The organism is Solibacillus sp., from assembly GCF_040273735.1.
Taxonomy (GTDB): domain Bacteria; phylum Bacillota; class Bacilli; order Bacillales_A; family Planococcaceae; genus Solibacillus.
In genome coordinates, this window is the sequence record NZ_JBELZM010000009.1 from 48607 (window position 1) to 68537 (window position 19931).

At 35.9% G+C, this 19931-nt stretch carries 22 protein-coding genes; all 22 read right to left on the reverse strand.

Going from position 1 to position 19931, the window contains the following annotated elements; genetic code table 11:
- Positions 1–13: 13 nt before the first annotated feature.
- The gene (gene fliD / locus ABS917_RS10420) at positions 14–2545 is read right to left on the reverse strand and encodes a flagellar filament capping protein FliD (RefSeq protein ID WP_350478910.1); all 2532 of its coding nucleotides are present in this window, start codon (positions 2543–2545) and stop codon (positions 14–16) included.
- A gap of 27 nt (positions 2546–2572) precedes the next feature.
- A complete protein-coding gene (locus tag ABS917_RS10425; protein WP_350478911.1) occupies positions 2573–2962 on the reverse strand; it encodes a flagellar protein FlaG in 390 nt (129 codons plus the stop codon).
- 191 nt (positions 2963–3153) lie between these two features.
- Positions 3154–3846 (reverse strand): acylneuraminate cytidylyltransferase family protein, encoded by a 693-nt coding sequence (locus ABS917_RS10430; protein WP_350478912.1) that lies wholly within the window; start codon positions 3844–3846, stop codon positions 3154–3156.
- Positions 3843–4889 (reverse strand): nucleotidyltransferase family protein, encoded by a 1047-nt coding sequence (locus tag ABS917_RS10435; RefSeq protein ID WP_350478913.1) that lies wholly within the window; start codon positions 4887–4889, stop codon positions 3843–3845. The genes ABS917_RS10430 and ABS917_RS10435 overlap by 4 nt, the downstream gene beginning before the upstream one ends.
- 3 nt (positions 4890–4892) lie before the next feature.
- Positions 4893–5522, reverse strand: a complete 630-nt coding sequence (locus tag ABS917_RS10440; RefSeq protein WP_350478914.1) for an acetyltransferase — start codon at positions 5520–5522, stop codon at positions 4893–4895.
- Complete coding sequence (gene neuB, locus ABS917_RS10445; RefSeq protein WP_350478915.1) at positions 5515–6579, reverse strand: N-acetylneuraminate synthase; 1065 nt, start codon at positions 6577–6579, stop codon at positions 5515–5517. The genes ABS917_RS10440 and neuB overlap by 8 nt, the downstream gene beginning before the upstream one ends.
- On the reverse strand, positions 6576–7709 hold the full coding sequence (gene neuC, locus ABS917_RS10450; RefSeq protein WP_350478916.1) for a UDP-N-acetylglucosamine 2-epimerase: 1134 nt from the start codon (positions 7707–7709) through the stop codon (positions 6576–6578). Before neuC ends, neuB begins: the two co-directional genes overlap by 4 nt.
- Entirely contained in the window at positions 7710–8864 is a 1155-nt protein-coding gene (locus ABS917_RS10455) for a LegC family aminotransferase (RefSeq protein ID WP_350478917.1), read from the reverse strand.
- Entirely contained in the window at positions 8861–9856 is a 996-nt protein-coding gene (locus ABS917_RS10460) for an NAD-dependent 4,6-dehydratase LegB (RefSeq protein ID WP_350478918.1), read from the reverse strand. Before ABS917_RS10460 ends, ABS917_RS10455 begins: the two co-directional genes overlap by 4 nt.
- 62 nt (positions 9857–9918) lie before the next feature.
- A complete protein-coding gene (locus ABS917_RS10465; RefSeq protein ID WP_342575017.1) occupies positions 9919–10272 on the reverse strand; it encodes a hypothetical protein in 354 nt (117 codons plus the stop codon).
- A 20-nt stretch (positions 10273–10292) separates the two neighbouring features.
- Positions 10293–11966 (reverse strand): motility associated factor glycosyltransferase family protein, encoded by a 1674-nt coding sequence (locus ABS917_RS10470; protein WP_350478919.1) that lies wholly within the window; start codon positions 11964–11966, stop codon positions 10293–10295.
- 127 nt (positions 11967–12093) lie between these two features.
- Positions 12094–12906 carry a flagellin Hag gene (gene hag / locus ABS917_RS10475; RefSeq protein WP_342575015.1) on the reverse strand — a complete coding sequence of 271 codons (813 nt, stop codon included), beginning with the start codon at positions 12904–12906 and terminating at the stop codon, positions 12094–12096.
- A gap of 251 nt (positions 12907–13157) precedes the next feature.
- Entirely contained in the window at positions 13158–13379 is a 222-nt protein-coding gene (gene csrA / locus ABS917_RS10480; RefSeq protein WP_342575013.1) for a carbon storage regulator CsrA, read from the reverse strand.
- Positions 13380–13823, reverse strand: coding sequence for a flagellar assembly protein FliW (gene fliW / locus ABS917_RS10485; RefSeq protein WP_342575011.1), 444 nt, complete (start codon positions 13821–13823; stop codon positions 13380–13382).
- A 14-nt stretch (positions 13824–13837) separates the two neighbouring features.
- Positions 13838–14404, reverse strand: a complete 567-nt coding sequence (locus ABS917_RS10490) for a DUF6470 family protein (RefSeq protein WP_350478920.1) — start codon at positions 14402–14404, stop codon at positions 13838–13840.
- Between the two features lie 162 nt (positions 14405–14566).
- Complete coding sequence (flgL, locus tag ABS917_RS10495) at positions 14567–15490, reverse strand: flagellar hook-associated protein FlgL (RefSeq protein ID WP_350478921.1); 924 nt, start codon at positions 15488–15490, stop codon at positions 14567–14569.
- A 28-nt stretch (positions 15491–15518) separates the two neighbouring features.
- Positions 15519–17060, reverse strand: coding sequence for a flagellar hook-associated protein FlgK (gene flgK / locus ABS917_RS10500; RefSeq protein WP_350478922.1), 1542 nt, complete (start codon positions 17058–17060; stop codon positions 15519–15521).
- An 84-nt stretch (positions 17061–17144) separates the two neighbouring features.
- Positions 17145–17648, reverse strand: coding sequence for a flagellar protein FlgN (locus ABS917_RS10505; protein ID WP_350478923.1), 504 nt, complete (start codon positions 17646–17648; stop codon positions 17145–17147).
- Positions 17649–17681: 33 nt separating this feature from the next.
- On the reverse strand, positions 17682–17945 hold the full coding sequence (gene flgM / locus ABS917_RS10510) for a flagellar biosynthesis anti-sigma factor FlgM (protein WP_350478924.1): 264 nt from the start codon (positions 17943–17945) through the stop codon (positions 17682–17684).
- Positions 17946–18274: 329 nt separating this feature from the next.
- Positions 18275–18685, reverse strand: a complete 411-nt coding sequence (locus ABS917_RS10515; RefSeq protein ID WP_350478925.1) for a TIGR03826 family flagellar region protein — start codon at positions 18683–18685, stop codon at positions 18275–18277.
- 100 nt (positions 18686–18785) lie between these two features.
- Entirely contained in the window at positions 18786–19391 is a 606-nt protein-coding gene (locus tag ABS917_RS10520) for a ComF family protein (protein ID WP_350478926.1), read from the reverse strand.
- A partial coding sequence (locus ABS917_RS10525; RefSeq protein ID WP_350478927.1) for a helicase-related protein occupies positions 19384–19931 on the reverse strand: 548 nt, incomplete at its 5' end. The genes ABS917_RS10520 and ABS917_RS10525, both read right to left, overlap by 8 nt.

A 19931-nucleotide genomic window follows, 5' to 3' on the forward strand; every position in this document is an offset into this window, starting at 1 on the left:
TCATCTCCAACTCTTAGCCTTGCATGAACATAGAAGACTGTTGATTCGCTTTATTGATTGCTGTCTCCATAGCTGTAAATTGTTTCCAGTATCGAGCTTCGATATTTTTCAATTTATTTTGCCATGTATCAATTCGCTTTTCGTTATCAATTAAGCTTTTACCAATTGCATATTGTGCATCTGTCATTGTAGAACGACCAGCTTTTTTCTCTATATTAACTTCTAATGATTTCATTGATTCACGTAGTTTTTCGAGATAGCCACGAGTATCTGAACCACCATAAGTAGGATCCGACTTTTGCCCACCACTGTTCTTAAATAATCGCTCTATTGCATCTGGATCTTCCTCTATTGCTTTTCGTAACTTAGCTTCATCAATTTCAAGTGTTCCACCGTCATTATAGCTCTTAGAAGAAGTGATACCGATATTAAATAATGTATTATATTTTGTACCCTCTAAGCCAGGATTTGACTGGTATATAAGTGATCGCATATTTGATAAGCCATTGCGCACTACCGAATCATTACGAAGCAAGCCACTTTTTGCCTTTTCTTCCCAGAGCTTTATTTCATCTTCATCCATATCTTTTTTCTGCTCGGGTGTAAGTGGAGCATAATCACGATATTTTGTCTCTTTTGTTTGATCGTTTAAATCTTTAATTAAACCATTGTATGTCGTAACGAATTCTTTAATTTTGTTCACCATATCGTCTACGTTTGTAGTGGATGACATTGTTACCGGTTGAGCTGATGGCGCTGCATTAACTAAATCATCATTAACCGTACCGTCCCCATTGAGTAATCCTGCGTTTTGAGCATCTGCTTTAGCCGTGTTTAAAGAACTTACTGCATTTGCCAATCGTGCATCTGCCGCAGTATCTTCAGCTTTTGCAGTATTATAAGCAGATCGCAGTTGGTTTTGTTCAGCCAAATTTTTAAATGCTGTTTGCTCAGTTGCAGATAAGCTATTCCAAATTGTTTGTTGTTCCTCTGTTAATGAAGATACTTTTGAAGGATCTGCAATCACTTCTAAAATTTTTGCATCCCCTAATTTACTGTACTGAGATTTTAATTCATCGGACTGCGCTTTTGCAGCATATTCATTAAGTATAGCCTCATCTGAATTTTGCAGTGCTGAAAGTGTTTCTTTGTCTAATGCCTTTAAAGCTGACTTTAGATCATCAGAGAAATATTCATTTTCACTTATAGCTGTACGAATTTCACTTAAATCGGTTGTTTCATCGATTGTTAGACCTTTTAAAGCTGTAATAGCTTCACCCGATAAATCCTTTAATTTCGAGCCGCCAAATGAAACATAATCTGCCTGTACTTTAAAATGATCAAATTCATTTTCAGAAGCCTTGTAGACTGTTTGTAATTTTTCAGCAGAAAATGCTTTTAGCTTTGTTTTTGATTCATCCGATAAGTTGCTTGCGTCTATTGCAGCTATTACATCTTCTTTACTATTGGAGCTTGCCAATTTGACTGTTTCAAATTCTTCAGCCGTCAAGTTTTTCCAGTCTGACGTAGTTAGTTTACGGTATTCTGCTTGTTCTGTTAATGATAACGTATTTCCAAATGCTGCATTATAACTATTGTTATGTGTGTTCGTATAGTTTGGTGTATCACTTGAACCATCTCCATAATAGGCTGAAAGCGCATTTGTGAGAGCTAAAGCTTTGTTTGCTTCATTTTCTGTCGCCAATTGCAATTCCTTTTGTGCGGATTTATATTTGTCTGCAATTGTTTGAGTGGAATTGAATGTATCTTTTAATGTAACGTTATATCCTGAAAGATTAAAGGTATTAGAAGGGCGCTCTGTCGCAATGCCGTTTACTTGGAAAATTGCATTTTTTCCATCTGTTGTTTGAAATTTGTCGATTACATTACCCAATTCATCCTTTTGCTGGTAAAAACCTAAACTCGTAAAAATATCTTTCCCACTTACAACATTAATTTCTTCCCCGGCTTTGTTATCCCCGGAATTTTTAGCTGTAAATGAGAAACGCCCATTTTCAAATACGGCTGATACTCCAGCATTACTAGCATTTACTTTACTCACAAATTGATTAACCGTCATACCATCAGTGATTTCAATTTTCGTTGCTTCAGAAGGCATTGTCCCATCAGCTTTAATTGCCTTCAATTCGATTGTTTTAGTTCCCGTACCAATTAAGTCACTCATTTTTGTTGACCCTACTGCACTTACTTGGTTCCCTACAGCTCGTGCTGAAGTTGCTAATTGTGAAACCCCTTCAATCGATAGTGAACCAGTAGCTGAACCTGTTGCTGTTGCACTAACAAGATTAGAATTTGAAGTTGAAGCAGTTTTAGAATTTAAGGACTTTAATACTAAATTATCTGCAATATACGTATCAAACGTTTTTAATTTTGTATTTACACTACGATAAGCATCGCGTTGCCATTCATATGTTTGTTTCTTTTGTGTCAATTTATTTAAAGGTGCCCGTTCAGCATTCATTAATTTTTCTACTAAAGCATCAATATCCATACCTGATGCCAATCCCCCAACTCGCATAACCATTTTTATTTCCTCCTCTAATTATCTCACTTAAATTTTTTCATCCACTACCATTCCAAGCATTTTCTGCATCTCATAGAAAGCATCTAGCAATTTTTTCGGAGGAATTTCTTTTACAACTTCTTCCGTATCTCTATTCACAACTGTTACATAATAGCGTTCAAGTCCTTCGTGGAACATAAACTTAGAAGTACTGTTATTTACTTCAAGCATCTCGTTCATCTTATTAACAGCCTCTTGGACTTTCGTCTTAGTTTCATCTAAATTTTTAAATTGCATCATAGGCTCAATTAAAGCTATTTCTTTTCTAGTAGTATTGTCGCTCACTTGCTTTTCTAGAGATTCTTTAGTAACGCTATTTATTAAGTTAGCTTTGTTCGTTACAGTTGTTTCAATATTAGCATTTCCTGAAATACGCATATTTTCCATCCTCCTTGAATTCATTAAATGCATTGTTAGTTTTAATATCGGACAGAAAAAAAAGAATTTCAGTTTTAACACAATCAAATGAATGGAATACTGAAATTCAAAGTTTAATTTTGTATTAGGATAAGAGTTACTTTAGAAAATATTATCCATAAATTGGTAAAACAAGTCTGTTAAGTTACACTTTAACTATTTAATAAACCTCTTTTTTTTAACAAATCACAAATAGAAAAATCAATAAGAGTATCAATATCAAAAGACCGCTCCTGCGGCATAATATATCCCGATGTATTACTTGATAAAAGTGATTTTTCTTCAATCAGTTTTTCTGTTTTAGCCACATAAATCGCACCATTCAGCGCATAAACTTTTGGCAAGTCCTGACGTCTAGTCACTAACGTATCCTTCGGTAATAAAGGTACCATTCTTTCATCTTCGAGAGTATACATCCAGTAAGGGGATTTCTCTGGCTCGGTTACTGAAACACAAAAATTAGTACCATCACTTGATAAAAGCTGTTCAATACAACCATCAATATCATCCACTGTTCTTAATGGCGATGTTGGCTGCAATAAAACGACATAATCATATCCTGGGCATTGCTCAATAGCATGTAGTACTGGATCAATTCCAGGTGTATCATCTTGGGCTAGCTTTATGGGTCTTTTAAATGGTACTTCACATCCGTATTGTTTTGCTACTTCAATAATTTCATCATCCTCAGTCGACAAAATCAAGCGGTCAATATACTTGGATTTTTTAGCCTCTTCAATCGTCCATGCAATTAAAGGCTTTCCAGCAAGCTCACGGATATTTTTACGTGGTATACCTTTAGATCCTCCTCTGGCTGGGATAATTGCTAAAATTTTCGAATTCATTCTACAAGCCCCTTATACTGCTCATTAGCACGGTTAAAATCATCAACACGCCCAATATCTAACCAATATTCATGAATTGGGAAAACTGATGTTTTTTTTCCTTGATTAATTAATGCTTCAAAAAGCGATGGCATGTCAAAAAATGTATCTACAGGTATGTACTCAAACACTTCTGGGCTTAACACATATATCCCAGCGTTTACAAAGCTTCGATTGATTGGCTTTTCTTTGATCGATATTAACTCTACGCCATCAGTTTCAATAACCCCATAAGGGACTTGATATTCGTATTCTCGTACACACATCGTTGCAACAGCATTTTGCTCTTGGTGAAACTGCATTAACTGATCAAAGTTTACCTGAGTTAGTAAATCACCGTTCATCACAAAAAACGGCTCTGTTGGGCGGTTTTCAAGTAATGATAATGCACCGGCTGTCCCCATGCGTTTTTTTTCTTCAATATAGTCAATCGAAATGCCCATTATATTACCATTTTGAAAGTAGTCTTGGATAACTTCTTTTTTATAATTCACAGAGAAAATAAAATTTGTATAGCCATACTGTTTAAATCCCTCAATAATTGATTCAACAATCGGCTTATTTCCAACCTTAAGCATCGGCTTTGGAATGTCATTTGTTAGCGGGCGTAATCTCTTTCCTAACCCTCCAAGCATTAGAATGACTTGATTTTTATTTGTAGGTGTTTGTAAATGATCAATAAATAAAATATCAACGACTTGATTTTGATCGTTCACTATTGGTAACTGCTTTAGGTTTTTAGATTTCATCAATTGTTTGTAAGTATTCGTTTTCAGCCCATATTTCGCACTAAATGGGTTAGAATTCATAATCAAATTTATCGGAACTTCAAGCCCCTCACCACGTAGAATACCTCGTCGAATATCACCATCTGTCACTGTACCAAGTAAGTGATTGTCTTCATCTACAACCACCGCAAATTGTAAAGATGTTTCATCAATAATTTTCATTGTTTCAAACAACGTTTGTCTGGTATGAAGGACGATATTTTCCCATTTAATCATTTATTACACTTCCTTTGCTGGTACACCATACGCCTTTGCATGATGATGCAATTCTTTCACCACTACAGATCCAGCTCCAATCAAGCATTTTTCGCCAATATGAATACCTTGAATAATTGTTGTGCCTGTACCGATATGTGTACCATTTCCAATTTTAACAGCACCTGAGATTTTTGTACCTGGTGCGATATGTACGTTTGCACCAATTTGACCATCATGATCAATTATTGCGCCCGTGTTTATAATAGTATTATCGGCAATACTTGTTCCCGTTTGAACAATTGCACCTGCCATTATTTGAACACCTTCTCCTAACTGTGCAGAAGGTGAAATAATCGCGGCTGGATGAATGATTGATTTAAAGTAATAGCCTTTCTCTTTGAAATGTTTAAAGGTTTTTTCACGTGCAGAGGATGGTCCAAGCATACCTAATCCAAGAACAAGATTTACTTCTTCAGGGTTATAATTGTAAATAACTTCGTCAGGTCCTAAGTATACTAATCCAAAAACATTGTCCTCCATAATTGGAGTTGTAAAACCTATTATTTCATAGCCTTGCTCTTGCTTTAGTAAAGTTTCCATTAAAACAGAAGCATGTCCACCATTTCCAAGTATGATTAAAGATTTACTCATGAATTAATTCATCCTTATCATATGAATACTGCGCTTTTTTTCCAATATAATCCCAATATTTCGAAGGAGCTACTCCGCTACCTGGACGCTTAACAACTAAGTTTTCTGCACTAAAGGTTTCTCCCGGGTATATTGCTTTATTTGCTACTAAGCTTTTTCGAGCAGGAATTCGATTCTTTAATTCGACATAAGAAGGCTGCTTAAATCCATTACCTAAAGCTTGTTCAATTTGTCTAATTTGCTCAATCATTTGTTTTAGTTCAAAAGGCTCTAAAGAAGCAACGTGATCTGGTCCTTCCAGTGTTTTATCTAATGTGAAGTGTTTTTCTATAACCTTTGCACCAAGTGCTACCGCAGCTGTTGGAACGGCAATGCCTGATGAGTGATCGGACAAGCCCACAGGAACTTGAAATTCTTGCTGTAAAGTAGCCATCGCCTTTAAATTGATTGTATCAAACGGTGCGGGATATTCCGTTGTACAATGTAAAATTGTCACATATTGCTGAAGTAGCTGCTTTGCTTCGTCAGTTTGATAAAATGCTTGAGCCTGCTCCATCTCACTTTTATTTGCTATCCCAAAAACAATATAGGACAGTGCCTCATGAATATCTTCTAAAGTAGCCATTCCTGTAGATAAAATAATCGGCTTTTTCTTTTTAGCAATTGCATATATAAAAGGTGCATTTGTAAGCTCACCCGATGGAATCTTTGCAGTTTTAATTTGTAATTCATCGAATAAAAAATCGACACTTTCATAGTCAAAAGGTGTCGATAAAAACTCTATTCCTTTATCCTCACAATATTGCTTAAGTAATGCAAATTCTTCAAAAGTTAGCTCAAGCTTTTTTAACATGTCTAATTGAGAAGTTGATTCCTTTAAATTTTCTACTTGATAATCTGCTTGCTTTGCATTCTTTGTCACTAAATTTTCTGCTTTAAATGTCTGAAATTTTACTGCATCAGCACCTGCTTCTTTTGCCACATCTATAAGCTGCATAGCCATTTCAAAAGAGCCGTTATGATTTACGCCAGCTTCAGCTATGATATATGTTTTCATAAGTCATAAAACTCCTTTTGAACTTTAAAATTTGGAATTGTTTTTATTTGCTCATAAATTTTATTAGCAGTATCTCCGTTACCAAATATTCTCTCATATTTTATATTGGCCGATAAAGCATAATCAATAGCACTTTTAATTGACCCAGTAGATAACTCACAATCAATGACAGATGCAGGACGCTCTCTTCCCTTTTGTCTATCACCGCAATTAATCGTCGGAGTTTGTAAATAAGGCACTTCAATTAAACCACTTGATGAATTACCGACAACAAGTGCCGCCTCCTTAACTGCACTTAAATAACGTATTTGGCCTAGTGAATCATAAAGCTGCGCTGTTTGTGGATTCGCTGCTACAAATTGTAGTATACGCTCATTAATTTCCCTACCACCATTGTCCGCGTTTGATTTTGTAAAAATTAAATGGTACTGTTGCTGATAGCTAGCTAGCACCTCTAATAAATTTACAATTCCACCAAATTCACCGTTTGTTTCCGGATGATACGTAATTAAAAAGAACTGCTTATCATCAACTATTGCTAACTCTTTACATATCATCTCACGACTCATTAAATTTAATCGAAGCGTATTGTCAATGCCAATCGCGCCAACGTTAAATACGCGTTCTGGAGTCTCCCCTAGCTGTAAAACGCGCTTCTGATGTCCTTCTGTACTCGTAAAATGCCATGTTGCCATCTTCGTAATCGAATGACGAATCGCATCATCATACGCACCGAATGTACATTCTCCCCCATGAATATGTGCAATTGGAATTTGCATAATTAACGCTGACTGTGCAACAGCTAGCATTTCAAAACGATCTCCTAATATAATAAGTAAGTCTGGATTTAATCTTGCTAATGCGTCCGCAAAACCAATTGTGGCTAGTCCCATTGATTTTGCAACAGCTGTTGAAGTATCTGCTGATAACAGCATTTCAACCTTTTCGTTAATGTGAAAACCATCTACCTCAATTTGATTGTATGTAAGGCCGAACTCTGGCGATAAGTGCATACCTGTTACAAGAATTTGAAGTTCAAAATGTTCATCATTTTGTATTAACTTCATCAGATTAGAAAGCAAACCATACTCTGCTCTCGTGCCAGTTACTATACATATTTTTCGTTTCATTTAATTCACCTCAATAGGCGTACTTGGAATATTAACAATATTCTTATTCAATATATCCGTCACCGATAACTCCATTTTCGGACAAGCTTTGTACATTTCCAACTTATCTATAGGGCGCCAAATCGGACGACTCATTACACCCTTTTCATTCAGAAATGTTAAGACCTCCTCACGATTTAATGATTCATCTAAAACCAATGTTTGTAACCAATAGTTACTATCACTATGCTTAGGCTGTTTAAATAGACATACGCCATCTAAATTAGCGACAAGCTTATCATACTTAGACGTCAGTTGTTTTTTGTGCTTTAAAAGTTCACTAATTTTTTCAAGCTGGGCACAACCAAGTGCTGCATTTATATTTGGCATTCGATAATTATAGCCGATTTCATCATGAACATACTCCCATTTATGTGGAACCTTAGCTGTTATTGTTAAATGCTTTGCATAATCAGCAAGCGCTTCATCATCAGTTAAAATCGCACCGCCACCGCCAGTTGTAATGATTTTATTGCCATTAAAGCTCATGGCATTTATTTTACCAAAACTACCTGTATGCTTTCCTTTATAATATGTCCCTAAAGATTCTGCAGCATCTTCAACTATTACTAGATAATACTTTTCCGCTAAAACTAAAAGTTCCTCTAAATGTACAGCATGGCCAAAGGTATGCATGGGTACTAGCGCCTTTATACGTCGTTTCGTTTCTTTATTATAAAGCTCCCCGTTACGCACTTCTGATATATCTGCTAAATAAGCATCTAACTTAAACGGATCCATCCCTAAAGTTTCCTCATGTACATCAACAAAATGAGGAATAGCTCCACAGTAGCTCACCGCATTTGCAGTTGCAATAAAAGTAAGCGACGGCATCAGCACTTCGTCATCTGCCTTTACCCCCGCCACCTTTAATGCAATATGCAGTGCTGCTGTACCATTTACAACCGCTACAGCACGCTTCACTCCAACGAACTTCGCTAAATCCTCTTCAAAACGAGTTACATAAGCACCTACAGAAGAAACCCACCCTGTTTTGACACAGTCTGTAACATATTCTACTTCTTTTTTGTTGAATGTCGGTTCATGTAAAGGAACAAAATCCTTTCCGTACATTTCTTTCACACGTTCTGCAAATTGTATCCATTGTTCATTCATATATTATAAACATCTGCCTTATATTGAGATAAGTTTTCGGGATTTGTAAACCATTCGATTGTCTCTTCTAAACCTTTGCGGAAACCTTCTTTTCCACCGTATTTCGGTTCCCAGCCAAGCAGTTCTTTTGCCTTTTTATTTTCAGCCCACAGACGCTCTACTTCACTTTTATCTGGGCGTAGACGTTGTTCATCCGTTTCAATTGTTAAATTTACACCCATAATATCCGCAATCATCTCTGCTGTTTCGCCAATTGAAACTTCATAATTTGAACCAATATTAATCACTTCACCAACAGATTTATTTGAATTCATAACTGAAATAAACCCTTGAACTGTATCCTTTACATAATTAAAATCACGGGTCGGTGAAATTGCTCCTAGCTTAATTGTATCTTTACCGTTGGCTAACTGACTGATGATTGTCGGGATAACCGCACGGGCCGATTGACGTGGACCGTATGTATTAAACGGGCGAATAATGGACACAGGTGTATCAAATGAACGATAAAATGATAATGCCATTTGATCCGCACCAATTTTTGATGCAGAGTAAGGGGATTGTCCCTGTAATGGATGTTCCTCATCTATAGGTACATATAACGCTGTACCGTATACCTCACTTGTAGAAGTATGTACAACCTTCTCCACTTCTAATTCATGGGCCGCTTGTACAATATTTAAAGTACCATTAATATTCGTATCAATATAGGTTGCTGGTGAATGGTATGAATAAGGGATTGCGATAAGTGCAGCTAAATTTAATACATGAGTACATCCCTTCATTGCTTCTTTCACACCAAATGGATCACGAATATCACCAGTGAACACATCGAGCTGTGATTTAATATCGTGAGGTGCATGGTCTAGCCACCCCCATGAATTAAACGAGTTGTAATAGCAAAATGCGCGTACATCATGCCCATCACGAATAAGTCGTTCCGTTAAGTGAGAGCCAATGAAACCATCAGCACCAGTTACTAGTATTTTCATGTGAATTACTCCTAACTTCAGTCTTTACTATTTTGTAGTAGTTTAGTAATTATAACTCAAAATTAGTTCTTATATATATTCACCGTATTTCCAAAGAAATCTGCCATTTCGTATTCTAAAAAATCTGCTAATAGCGTATCGTTTCTTAGTTTTATTGCTTCATTTATTTCCTTTAATATCTGATTGAGCTTTTCAATTTCAATAGAAATAACATAATCATACTGTAGTAAAATATTAAAAGACTCTGTCAACCAATCAATTCCTTCAATAAAATCAGTAATAGCACTATACGCTTTTACTTTATCTCCCTCTCTTAAATAGTCCGCTACCATGGTACATCCATTTGGAATTTTCAATATATATGACTGTATACTTTCTAATAATTCTTCTAATTGCTGTTCAATTTTTACATCCATCTTTATAGCTCCTTTTATATTTACTTCATTTCAGACCATGCATGGTGACACAATAAATTATCTAGATATTCTTGTATATATTTCACAAAAAACTTCAATTTATTTAGCATCTCTACCCTTTCACTATTTGTTTGAAAATTATTTTCAAAACCATATTCGAACATATTATTAATTGCTTTAGTAGATGAATAAATCATATTTAAAATATGTTTTTCTAACACATCGTTTTCTCTTAACTTCTTTACTAACTTCAAAAGCTTTTGTAAATCATGTAAAGTAACAGCATTGGTATTCATTTTATCAATTTTGATTAATACTTCGTCTACTTTTTCTTTACAAGCTTTCATTTTATCTAAATACTCTATAGAAAAAGTATAATCTATCGATTTTTCCATCGACATTAGTGGAATCCAAGATTTATCTAATATTTCTTCTAACTGAATTTCATTTACATCTTTATAAGATACACCTTCAATTTTTGCACCTATTTTTGATAAATTATAAATTTGAATTTTATTGTTCACATTTTGAATAATGGAAATAGCGTTATTAAAAGATTCTAATGTAGATGCTAAAGGTAAAGTTGTAACAACTTTATCGATAAAATTACCATTAACTTCCTTTGTCGGACCTAAATTTTTTATTGCATCATGTTTATGAACACCTGGTGCATAATACTCACCATTATTTAGCGCTAAATCTTGTCCAACTAAAAATACTTCGCTTGCCCCTAAATAGTGTGTAAGTAATAAGGAATATAAAGCAACGGACGGAACAGTTGGTATCCCTAATATTTCAGGTCTAACTTCTTTTGTAATTGTATCTTGATCTAAATTCGTAAAATAAATTTCACCTTGATGATGTTTTAATATTAAGTGATTAGTAGTACCTGTTGTAATAATAGGTCCATTGTATTTAGTGTTTTGGAAATGAGCTGTAAAATTCACAACTGAAGCATCTATTATAGTTACAAAATCCGGAATTATATTTTCATTTATTAGGCCATTCACCGCAGAACCTGATGCAATAATATATGCTTTATCCTTGTTTTCTTTAATAAAATCTAAATTATCAATTAGTGAAGGTCCGGATGCAACTAATATAAATGGTTTATTTTCAAAATGTTCTTTTATATCTAAAAGATTTTTACCTTTTTTAGATAATGCCAAATTTAATATTGGTTCTGTTAGCCATTCAAACATAAAAAATCGCTCTGTATTTTTATTAATTTTAGCTGTTGTTGTACCCATCTTTATTTTTTCAATAGCCGGCGTTATCAATTCTTTATTTAACTTCTCATAGTTAGGGTGGATTAATATTTCAACATTCATTCCTAGTGCATCTCTAATTGCACTACTAATTATAATATAGTTCAAGTTGGTCACATGGTAAAAAGAAATATTTTGTCCGTGTAATTTCTTTTTATAGCCTTCTTCATAGTCAATTTCGTCAAAAATTTCAATAATATAAAACTTAGAATTAAAATTCATATCTAATAAATATTGCAATAATATCCCATTACCAGAACCTATTATAAAGTAGCATTTATTACTTTCTATCTGTTTACCAAACTTTTCAATTTCCTTATGCGCAGAAACTTCAGAATTTAAAGAAATATATTGACTCGAATTCGTTTCGTATATTTTTATAACTTCTAAATTTCTAGCATTAGTCTCCTTTGTAAAACTATACATTTTATTAACACCTTTTCTCTTCGATTCATTTAAAAAACTTCAAGTTTATGTATAAAGATTAAGTAGATATCTAGTATAAAAAAAGCTGAAGCATTTAGCTTCAGCTTTTTAGCCTTCAAATTTAAAATTATCCTAATAATTGAAGTACACCTTGTGGTTGTTGGTTCGCTTGCGCTAACATCGATTGTGCAGCTTGCATTAAGATGTTGTTCTTCGTGAATCCCATCATCTCTTTTGCCATGTCTGTGTCACGGATACGAGATTCAGCAGCTGTTAAGTTTTCAGATGTAGCACCTAAGTTGTTAATTGTATGCTCTAAGCGGTTTTGAATAGCACCTAAATCTGAACGTTGAGATGAAACTGCTTTAATAGCAGAATCTACTAATGCAATCGCACTATTAGCACCAGTTTGTTTACTAATATCCAATTTGTCTACACCAAGAGCAGAAGCCCCCATTGTGCTAATTGACACTGATAATGTTTGCCCTGTATTGGCACCGATATGAATTAATTTACCTGTGAAAGATCCATCTAATAAACCTTGAGTATTGAATTCAGTGTCAGTTGAAATACGGCCAATTTCAGTAATTAAAGCTTCAACTTCTTTTTGAATTTCAGCACGGTCATCATCAGTATTTGTATCATTCGAAGATTGTACTGATAATTCACGCATACGTTGTAAAATAGCATGAGTTTCGTTAAGGGCACCCTCAGCCGTCTGGATTAATGAAATACCATCTTGTCCGTTTTTAGTAGCCATGTCTAAACCACGGATTTGTCCACGCATTTTTTCTGAGATTGCTAAACCTGCAGCGTCATCGCCAGCACGGTTGATTTTGTAACCTGAAGATAATTTCTCAAGGTTTTTAGAAGCTTGAGCATTATTAGCAGTAAGGTTACGGTGTGTGTTTAAAGCTGAAATGTTGTGTTGAATTCTCATTTGGAATTCCTCCTTGAATTGTTTTTATATGACCCACGTCCATGTAGGAAAGCTCGGCGTTGGCTAGTGCCTCTGCCTTACACTATATATATCGTAGCTAATTTTAAATATTTAATAGTTTTTTATAAATTAGTATATATTTTTTTAATGTATTAAAAAAAGTGAACATTATCGATGCGAAAGATGTGTAAGATTAAAATTTATACGAATAAAAAAGCCTTATCGAACATCTTATACAAGACTTGTTCATATCACTGCTTAAGCTTAAACTGCTTCAATGCATCGACTGAACTAGCCAATGCCTCTTTATTTTGCTGCTGAATCGCTTCAAACACTTCCGATCGGTGAACCTTAACAGACTTTGGAGCTACAATGCCTAGCTTTACTTGGTCGCCGTCAACGGAAATTATTTTCACTTCAATTTGGTCGCCAATCATTATTGTTTCGCCTTTTTTTCGTGTTAAGACTAACATTTACTTTCCACTTCCTTTATCTATAGCTATTTCATATCGTAATGGATATTTATCGCTATCCTGAAGGACGATTTGTTTGCCAAGCTTTTGTTTTGTATTAATAATAATTGGCGCAAGTAAGTTAATTGTAGAATTCGCGAAGTGTTCTTTTAAAGTGATGACAGTATATGTTGCCACTTCACTTTCTTCACTTATCTGTAATTGTTCTTTATCCTCTTCGCTTAAATGAAAAGCATAATCGGATTTAAAGGCGAATGGGTAGCCTACAACAAAGCCAATTTGCTCATCTTCAGTCGATTGTAATAAGGCAATGGGGAGGTCTGCATCTAATCCTATAAGAATGTATTTCGTATATTGTGTAAAACCAGGTAACCCCTGTTCAAATGTAAGTATTTCTGATTGATCTATTTCTACTTCACCTAAAAATTTCGTTTGAATATTCATGTATTTCGCTCCTTTTAGCCAATGACGTCAATTTGCACATCTGGTCTTACAATCATTTTGCTATTTACTTTTCCATAAGTGAAGTCAATTTGCGGCTTGTTCACCGTCACGTCAACTTTCGGTGCATTGCGTTCAATATTTATATCTGTTTTTCCTGGTGTAATATTTACTTTTACTGAACCAATCGACGGAATGAATTTAATGTTATAAGGACCTGGACGTTCCGGACCATGATTTTGTTTGGAAATGTTTTGGATTGTTGCACGTCCTTGGCCTTTCCCAGCACTCATCATAATTTGACGTCCTTCACCCATTCGTCTGGACATCCCTTTCAACATTTCTTGCCTTCCCCTTTGAGCATATTCTTTAATCAATTCGCCAACAGGTTTGGACCCTAAATCTCGCCACATTTGGTCCATATTAATATCCAGCTTGGCGTTTGTCGTATTAATCTCAACTGTTGCAGCAGGTTGGGATATGTTTAATTCTGCACGTCGCTGTTGAATACGCTGAAAGGGCTTGGTAATCGTGTAATCCATCTGGATATCTGTTGTTGAAATCTGTATTTGTGGGAATCGCATTTTTAATGTCTCCCTTCTTTTCAATAAAAGCGCTTGGAGCATGTCCAAACGCTTAAAAAATATATGAGTTAAAAATTAATTAATGGGTGAAATCTAATTTCATATTTAAAACCCATTTGCGCCTGCCGCTTTGCTTTCGGCGCAGAACTCTAGTAGATTTCATTAACGGATGAAATCTACTAGAGTTTGCTGAATAATTTTGGCGCCTACAGAGAGGGCAGCTTGATGGATAGATTCAGCTGTTACCATTTCTGTAATTGTTTTTGCATAGTCTGTATCTTCGTTTTCAGACATTTGCTTTGTTACGTTTACTTCTTGCATTTGCAGGCGACTTTCCATTAATTCAACACGATTTTGCTTTGCGCCGACTTCTGCGCGCTTTACCAGTACCTTTTCATTTAATGAATCAAGTCCTGGAATATTTGCAGTGCCTCCTGCTGTAAAATCAACGCCTAGTGCGTTACCGATTTCTTCACTTGTACCTCCGTTATTTAAAAGAGTGTCTAGCCCGTTCATGAAAGTTTTTACTTCTCCAAATAGTTCTGCACCCGTTACATTAATAGGCATTGAGATTCCATCGAACACATTAATCTCAATTTCCTTACCCAATCCGGTGAAATTAGGACCATTTTGAATTTCACCGTTTTCATCAAACAAGGGGCTACTAGTATGTGTCCCGGAGAAAATATAATTTTCCCCAACTTTTGTGTTCCCTAAATCTTGGATATGTTGATTGATTTGTGAAATTTCCTGGTTGATTTTTTGACGATCCTCGGTAGTAATTGTATCATTCGCTGCTTGAATAATTAACTCTTTTACACGAATAAGAGATGTTCCTACTTGATCTAACGCTTCATCCGTTGAATCTAACCAAGTATTTGCTTCCCTCATATTACGTTGGTATTGTGCATTTTTATCTAGGTCAATGCGATATCCCATTCCTTTTACAGCTACTACTGGATCATCGGAAGGTCGGTTAATTATACTTCCTGAATTTAATTGTTCTTGGTATTTAGCCATTTTATTATAACTATTATTTAAGTTACGAAGCATATTACTAGAGAGCATCGATTGTGTTACGCGCATCGTATTATTCCCTTCTTTCTAGTATGGATTATAAACCTGCACGGCCCATTCCGTTAATGATTTTGTCTAATGTTTCGTCGATAACTGTAATCATACGTGCGTTGGCATTATAGGCTTGTTGGAAAGTAATCATATTCGTCATCTCTTCGTCTAGTGAAACTGAGTTATGGGATGCACGATTATTTTCAATTTGCAGACGCAAAGTTATTGAGTTGTATTCTAATGTTACTGCTTGTTGACCTTTAACTCCTAAATCACCAACTAAAGATTTATAGAAGGATTGGAACGTACCACCTTGCAAAGCTGTTTGAACTTTGGATTGCAATTCAGAAAGCTTTAACATATTTTGGTTGTTACCTTCTTCGTTTTCCTCACTAGAAGCAGCAACTTCGCTTGGTTCTGTAGTAACAACTTTAAAATCCTTTGCTGAAGCGCCCGAGAAGAATGGCTTACCTTTATCACCATTCAAATCAAATCCGTCTTCATGTAGTGCATTGAATTTCTCAATAAATTCACTTGCCAAAAGATCTAACTTTGATAACATTTCTGGATATATGCCTTCTCCGTTACTGTGACCAAATGCATCAATCAACGACACTAACGAACCTTTTGAAGATTCAAGCTGATTATAATTCACTGTTGCAATATTGGCTGTCGGTGGATTTTTCTCATGATTACTTGACAATCCCGAAATAGAAATATTATCGAACTCCAGATATTCACCATTCGCATCTACATCACCGGTAATTGGGCCTGTTGCATTATTTGTCGAAAGTGCTGCATATTCTTTCCCTTTAACAAGAGTAATCGATTGGCCGTCTGTTGTTTTAAAGGAAATTGTCATGCTCCCTTCTGCTATTGCTAAAGCATTACCACCAGATTTCTCAGTCGTTATTGATACAGGAATAATATCGTTTAACTTATCAACCAATACATCACGTGCATCATAAAGATCATTCGGCATATATCCATTTGGCTCTACCGCTTGTATTTGACCATTTAAATCAGCTATTTGCTTTAAAATATTATTAACTTCTTTCGTTTTTACATTTATTTCATTCCCGATATTTCCTTGAATTTGCTTTAGCTGAGCATCGATATAGTTGAATGATTCTGCCAAAGATTGACCTTTTGAAATCATTACTTGGCGTGCTGCTGTATCTTTTGGATTTGTCACGATGTCTTCCATCGATTTCCAAAATTCAGTAAATGCCTGATTCAGCCCAAATTCAGAAGGTTCGGACATAATATCTTCCATTTGAGAGATTGATTTTGTTGTCGATTGCCAGTAGCCCAACTTATTTGTTTCTTGGCGATATTGGCGGTCGATAAATTCATCACGAATACGCTGTACGGAATGCGCCTGCACCCCTGTCCCGATATGACCTGCTGTTTTACCTGTATTTAAACCCGGACTTGGGAATCCCGGTGTTGTTTCCATATTGATGCGTTGGCGAGTATAGCCGAGTGTGTTGGCATTTGAAATGTTATGTCCTGTTGTATAAAGCGCTGATTGCTGCGTGTAAAGTCCGCGCTTGCTTGCTTCAAGTCCCATAAATGTTGAACGCATTGTAGGACCTCCCTTTTAGTGTATTTAAATATCAATAAAAAATCGCATGTATTGCCTCCGCAGCATGCGGAAGCTTACATGCGATTAGGCTTTAAATTCATTGAAAGAACGTTTTGCAACTTCAGTATTCCCGCGTATTTGCGCACCGGAATAATTGAACTGCTCTGTTTGCTGTGGGCGCATTGCATCCAATGTAATGTTAATAAATTGCAGTGAATTCATGACAAGTTTCTGATTCAAATCATTTTGAATCTTTAATTGATTCAGCAACGCTATTAAACGTTCGCGTACATTAATCAATTTTTCAGTGGATTCGCTGTTTTCAGCGGCAGTTATCACATCGGCAACAGATGGTGTGTCAGTGAGAGCAATTCCTTTTGCTCGGAGGTAATCCGTTACCATCAACTGTCGCTGTTGTTCAAGTGTGTTAATCGCCGCTACATGTGCCTGCTCACTTTTGATGAGCTGATCAAGCTGTTCCATATCACCTTGCTTAATGTATTCCGTTTTCGCAAGCGCTAGTTCCAGCAGACTTTTATGCATTTTCTCTAGCTTTTCCAACATGACGACAATATTGGCAATTGACATGTATTTAGCGCTCCCTTGCTCGTAGTATTTCTGTTATTTCCCTTGGTAGAATTTCAGCATGTCCTCAGCAACCTGCTTTGCGTCTACTTTGTAGTTTCCAGAATCAATATCTTCTTTAATCTTTTTCACACGTTCTGCACGCTCATTTGCATAGGTCGAATTAGCCTGCATCTCTTTTGCTTTTGTTGAAATTTCGATCTGGTCTGCAAATGATTTTTTAGTTTCTTCTGTTTTTACAGGACGTGCTTGATTATTGTATTTATTGATTGCTTGTAAACCTATTGGATTAATCTTCATATTTATAGACCTCCTCTTAAAATCAGTTACGCCTCGATCCGGCTTTAGGTCCACACGATGTGGATCAGTCATCCTTTGTCACACGATGCGACAGTTTTAGAATGCCTTCCTCTATTCAAATAAATCCTTACCGAACCTTCGACTTCCGCCCTGAGCTTAAACTTCTTTTAGCTGAATAAAGTTAAAAGCTTCGTCTACTTTATATTTCGACTGCTTCAACCATTTGTTTAAGCTTTAGTGCAAAAAACTGGACTTATGTAGTATATTATTATGCTCATTTTACTGAAAATAAAAACGAAGTCCTATTTAAATGACTCCGTTTTAGACAATTATTTTTTTTCAGAAAGATACGTTGCACGTTCACGACGTTTAATATCATCGCGAAACTCTTTCGCGGCATCAAAAGTTCGCAATTCTGATTTTAACTCGTTTTGACATTTTTCACATAATTTGCCTGAATTTGTTATCCTTCCACAGTTATCACATGGATACCCGAGGTTCGGAAACATCGCTGGGTGTAAACGTCCTTTCCGTACCCATTTATAAAGCAAGTCACGATCAACTCCTGTCGCCTCTACAATACGGTCAACATTTGCTGCACGATTTTCACGCTTACGAAGGAAACGATATACCTCCTGATATAAATCCTCTTCTTTTTGTGCACAGTTATGGCAAACTTCCCTCAAGCCAGTGTAGTTAAAAAAAGCATTACATTCCGGGCAATTTCTTAATTCAGCCATTATGAGCCCTCCTTCTTATACAATCTACTATCCGTTAATTATACAAAATCATTCGATAACTTTGATTGACAACTTTCCAACATCTTAATAGGTTCTTATTTTATCCATGAATCAATGTAAATCCATCCACTGTTTTCGCTCCCGCTTCCAGAAGCACCTTCTTTGCATGGTTTAATGTCGTCCCTGTAGTATAGATATCGTCCACTACTAACAATTTTTTATCTTTTATTGCAGTAGGATTAATAACTTTAAAAAACTGGAGTGTTTGCAGACGCTCTTTCCTTGTTTTTAGTGATTGCTGCTCATTCGAAAGCTTTGTTAAATGGTGGGCAAACGGGATATTCGCCGCTTTCAGTAATTCATCGATATGTGCGAATGTCCTTAGTTTCAAGTTTTCGGGGTGCATTGGAATCGGGATTATGAGGCGGGTTTCATTTTTAAGTTGTTCATGAAGGGTATTATTGAATACGTTAGCAAGGAGTATGTCATGCAAAAACTTATAGCGATGCAAATAATCTTTCATTGCTTCATTATAATGGAATAAAGAGACGACTCCCTCTTCCTGTTGTAGCTCGATTCGTTGGAAACGCTGTTCACAGCGGGGGCAAATTGTTTGTGGCAATGTTTTTAGAAGTAGCTCTTTCCAGCTGATTCTTTGATGAAGCTCGCGATCACATAATAGGCAATTCTGAATCGGCTTATTCATGAATGTTCATCTCCAATATTTTATTGCGTGCACGGTCCATTTCCATAGTGATGCCATGGTGGAAAAATACGATATCACCATTAGGGTACTGCACATTTCGACCAACTCTTCCGCTAATCTGAATAAGCGCACTGGATGTGAATACAGGATTCTCCGTACCGACTACGGCTACCTGGACATTTTTAATTGTGATCCCGCGTTCCAAAATAGTAGTCGTCAGTAGACCTTTTCTTTTTTTATTGCGTAATTCCAGGACTTTCTCTTTCCTGTCAGGATCTTCGGAATGGACACTTTCAATAGTAGATTCTATCTTTTGAAAGAGGGGTGTTGCTTGTTCCATTAATTCGATAGTTGGGAAGAAAATGAGGAATGGCTCGTTCTGCTGGAGCCTATGCTTGACCCATGTGTGGAGCTTTTGAGGGATTTTATTTTTCTGAAATGCTTTTTCGTAATTCCAAAGAGACTGGAATCTTGGCACAGGCAAGGGTTGGCCATGGAATCTTCTTGCGATAAATGAGCAGCCCCAGTCTTCTCTTTTTT

Excerpts from the sequence above, each read along its gene's own strand:
- flgL (WP_350478921.1), bottom strand. The coding sequence starts at position 15,490 with ATGCGCGTAACACAATCGATGCTCTCTAGTAATATGCTTCGTAACTTA.
- csrA (WP_342575013.1), bottom strand. The coding sequence starts at position 13,379 with ATGTTAGTCTTAACACGAAAAAAAGGCGAAACAATAATGATTGGCGAC.
- ABS917_RS10425 (WP_350478911.1), bottom strand. The coding sequence starts at position 2,962 with ATGCGTATTTCAGGAAATGCTAATATTGAAACAACTGTAACGAACAAA.
- flgK (WP_350478922.1), bottom strand. The coding sequence starts at position 17,060 with ATGCGTTCAACATTTATGGGACTTGAAGCAAGCAAGCGCGGACTTTAC.
- ABS917_RS10460 (WP_350478918.1), bottom strand. The coding sequence starts at position 9,856 with ATGAAAATACTAGTAACTGGTGCTGATGGTTTCATTGGCTCTCACTTA.
- ABS917_RS10490 (WP_350478920.1), bottom strand. The coding sequence starts at position 14,404 with ATGCGATTCCCACAAATACAGATTTCAACAACAGATATCCAGATGGAT.
- flgM (WP_350478924.1), bottom strand. The coding sequence starts at position 17,945 with ATGAAGATTAATCCAATAGGTTTACAAGCAATCAATAAATACAATAAT.
- neuC (WP_350478916.1), bottom strand. The coding sequence starts at position 7,709 with ATGAAACGAAAAATATGTATAGTAACTGGCACGAGAGCAGAGTATGGT.
- ABS917_RS10505 (WP_350478923.1), bottom strand. The coding sequence starts at position 17,648 with ATGTCAATTGCCAATATTGTCGTCATGTTGGAAAAGCTAGAGAAAATG.
- ABS917_RS10440 (WP_350478914.1), bottom strand. The coding sequence starts at position 5,522 with ATGAGTAAATCTTTAATCATACTTGGAAATGGTGGACATGCTTCTGTT.
- hag (WP_342575015.1), bottom strand. The coding sequence starts at position 12,906 with ATGAGAATTCAACACAACATTTCAGCTTTAAACACACACCGTAACCTT.
- fliW (WP_342575011.1), bottom strand. The coding sequence starts at position 13,823 with ATGAATATTCAAACGAAATTTTTAGGTGAAGTAGAAATAGATCAATCA.
- ABS917_RS10430 (WP_350478912.1), bottom strand. The coding sequence starts at position 3,846 with ATGAATTCGAAAATTTTAGCAATTATCCCAGCCAGAGGAGGATCTAAA.
- fliD (WP_350478910.1), bottom strand. The coding sequence starts at position 2,545 with ATGGTTATGCGAGTTGGGGGATTGGCATCAGGTATGGATATTGATGCT.
- ABS917_RS10470 (WP_350478919.1), bottom strand. The coding sequence starts at position 11,966 with ATGTATAGTTTTACAAAGGAGACTAATGCTAGAAATTTAGAAGTTATA.
- ABS917_RS10520 (WP_350478926.1), bottom strand. The coding sequence starts at position 19,391 with ATGAATAAGCCGATTCAGAATTGCCTATTATGTGATCGCGAGCTTCAT.
- ABS917_RS10435 (WP_350478913.1), bottom strand. The coding sequence starts at position 4,889 with ATGATTAAATGGGAAAATATCGTCCTTCATACCAGACAAACGTTGTTT.
- ABS917_RS10465 (WP_342575017.1), bottom strand. The coding sequence starts at position 10,272 with ATGGATGTAAAAATTGAACAGCAATTAGAAGAATTATTAGAAAGTATA.
- ABS917_RS10455 (WP_350478917.1), bottom strand. The coding sequence starts at position 8,864 with ATGAATGAACAATGGATACAATTTGCAGAACGTGTGAAAGAAATGTAC.
- ABS917_RS10515 (WP_350478925.1), bottom strand. The coding sequence starts at position 18,685 with ATGGCTGAATTAAGAAATTGCCCGGAATGTAATGCTTTTTTTAACTAC.
- neuB (WP_350478915.1), bottom strand. The coding sequence starts at position 6,579 with ATGAAAACATATATCATAGCTGAAGCTGGCGTAAATCATAACGGCTCT.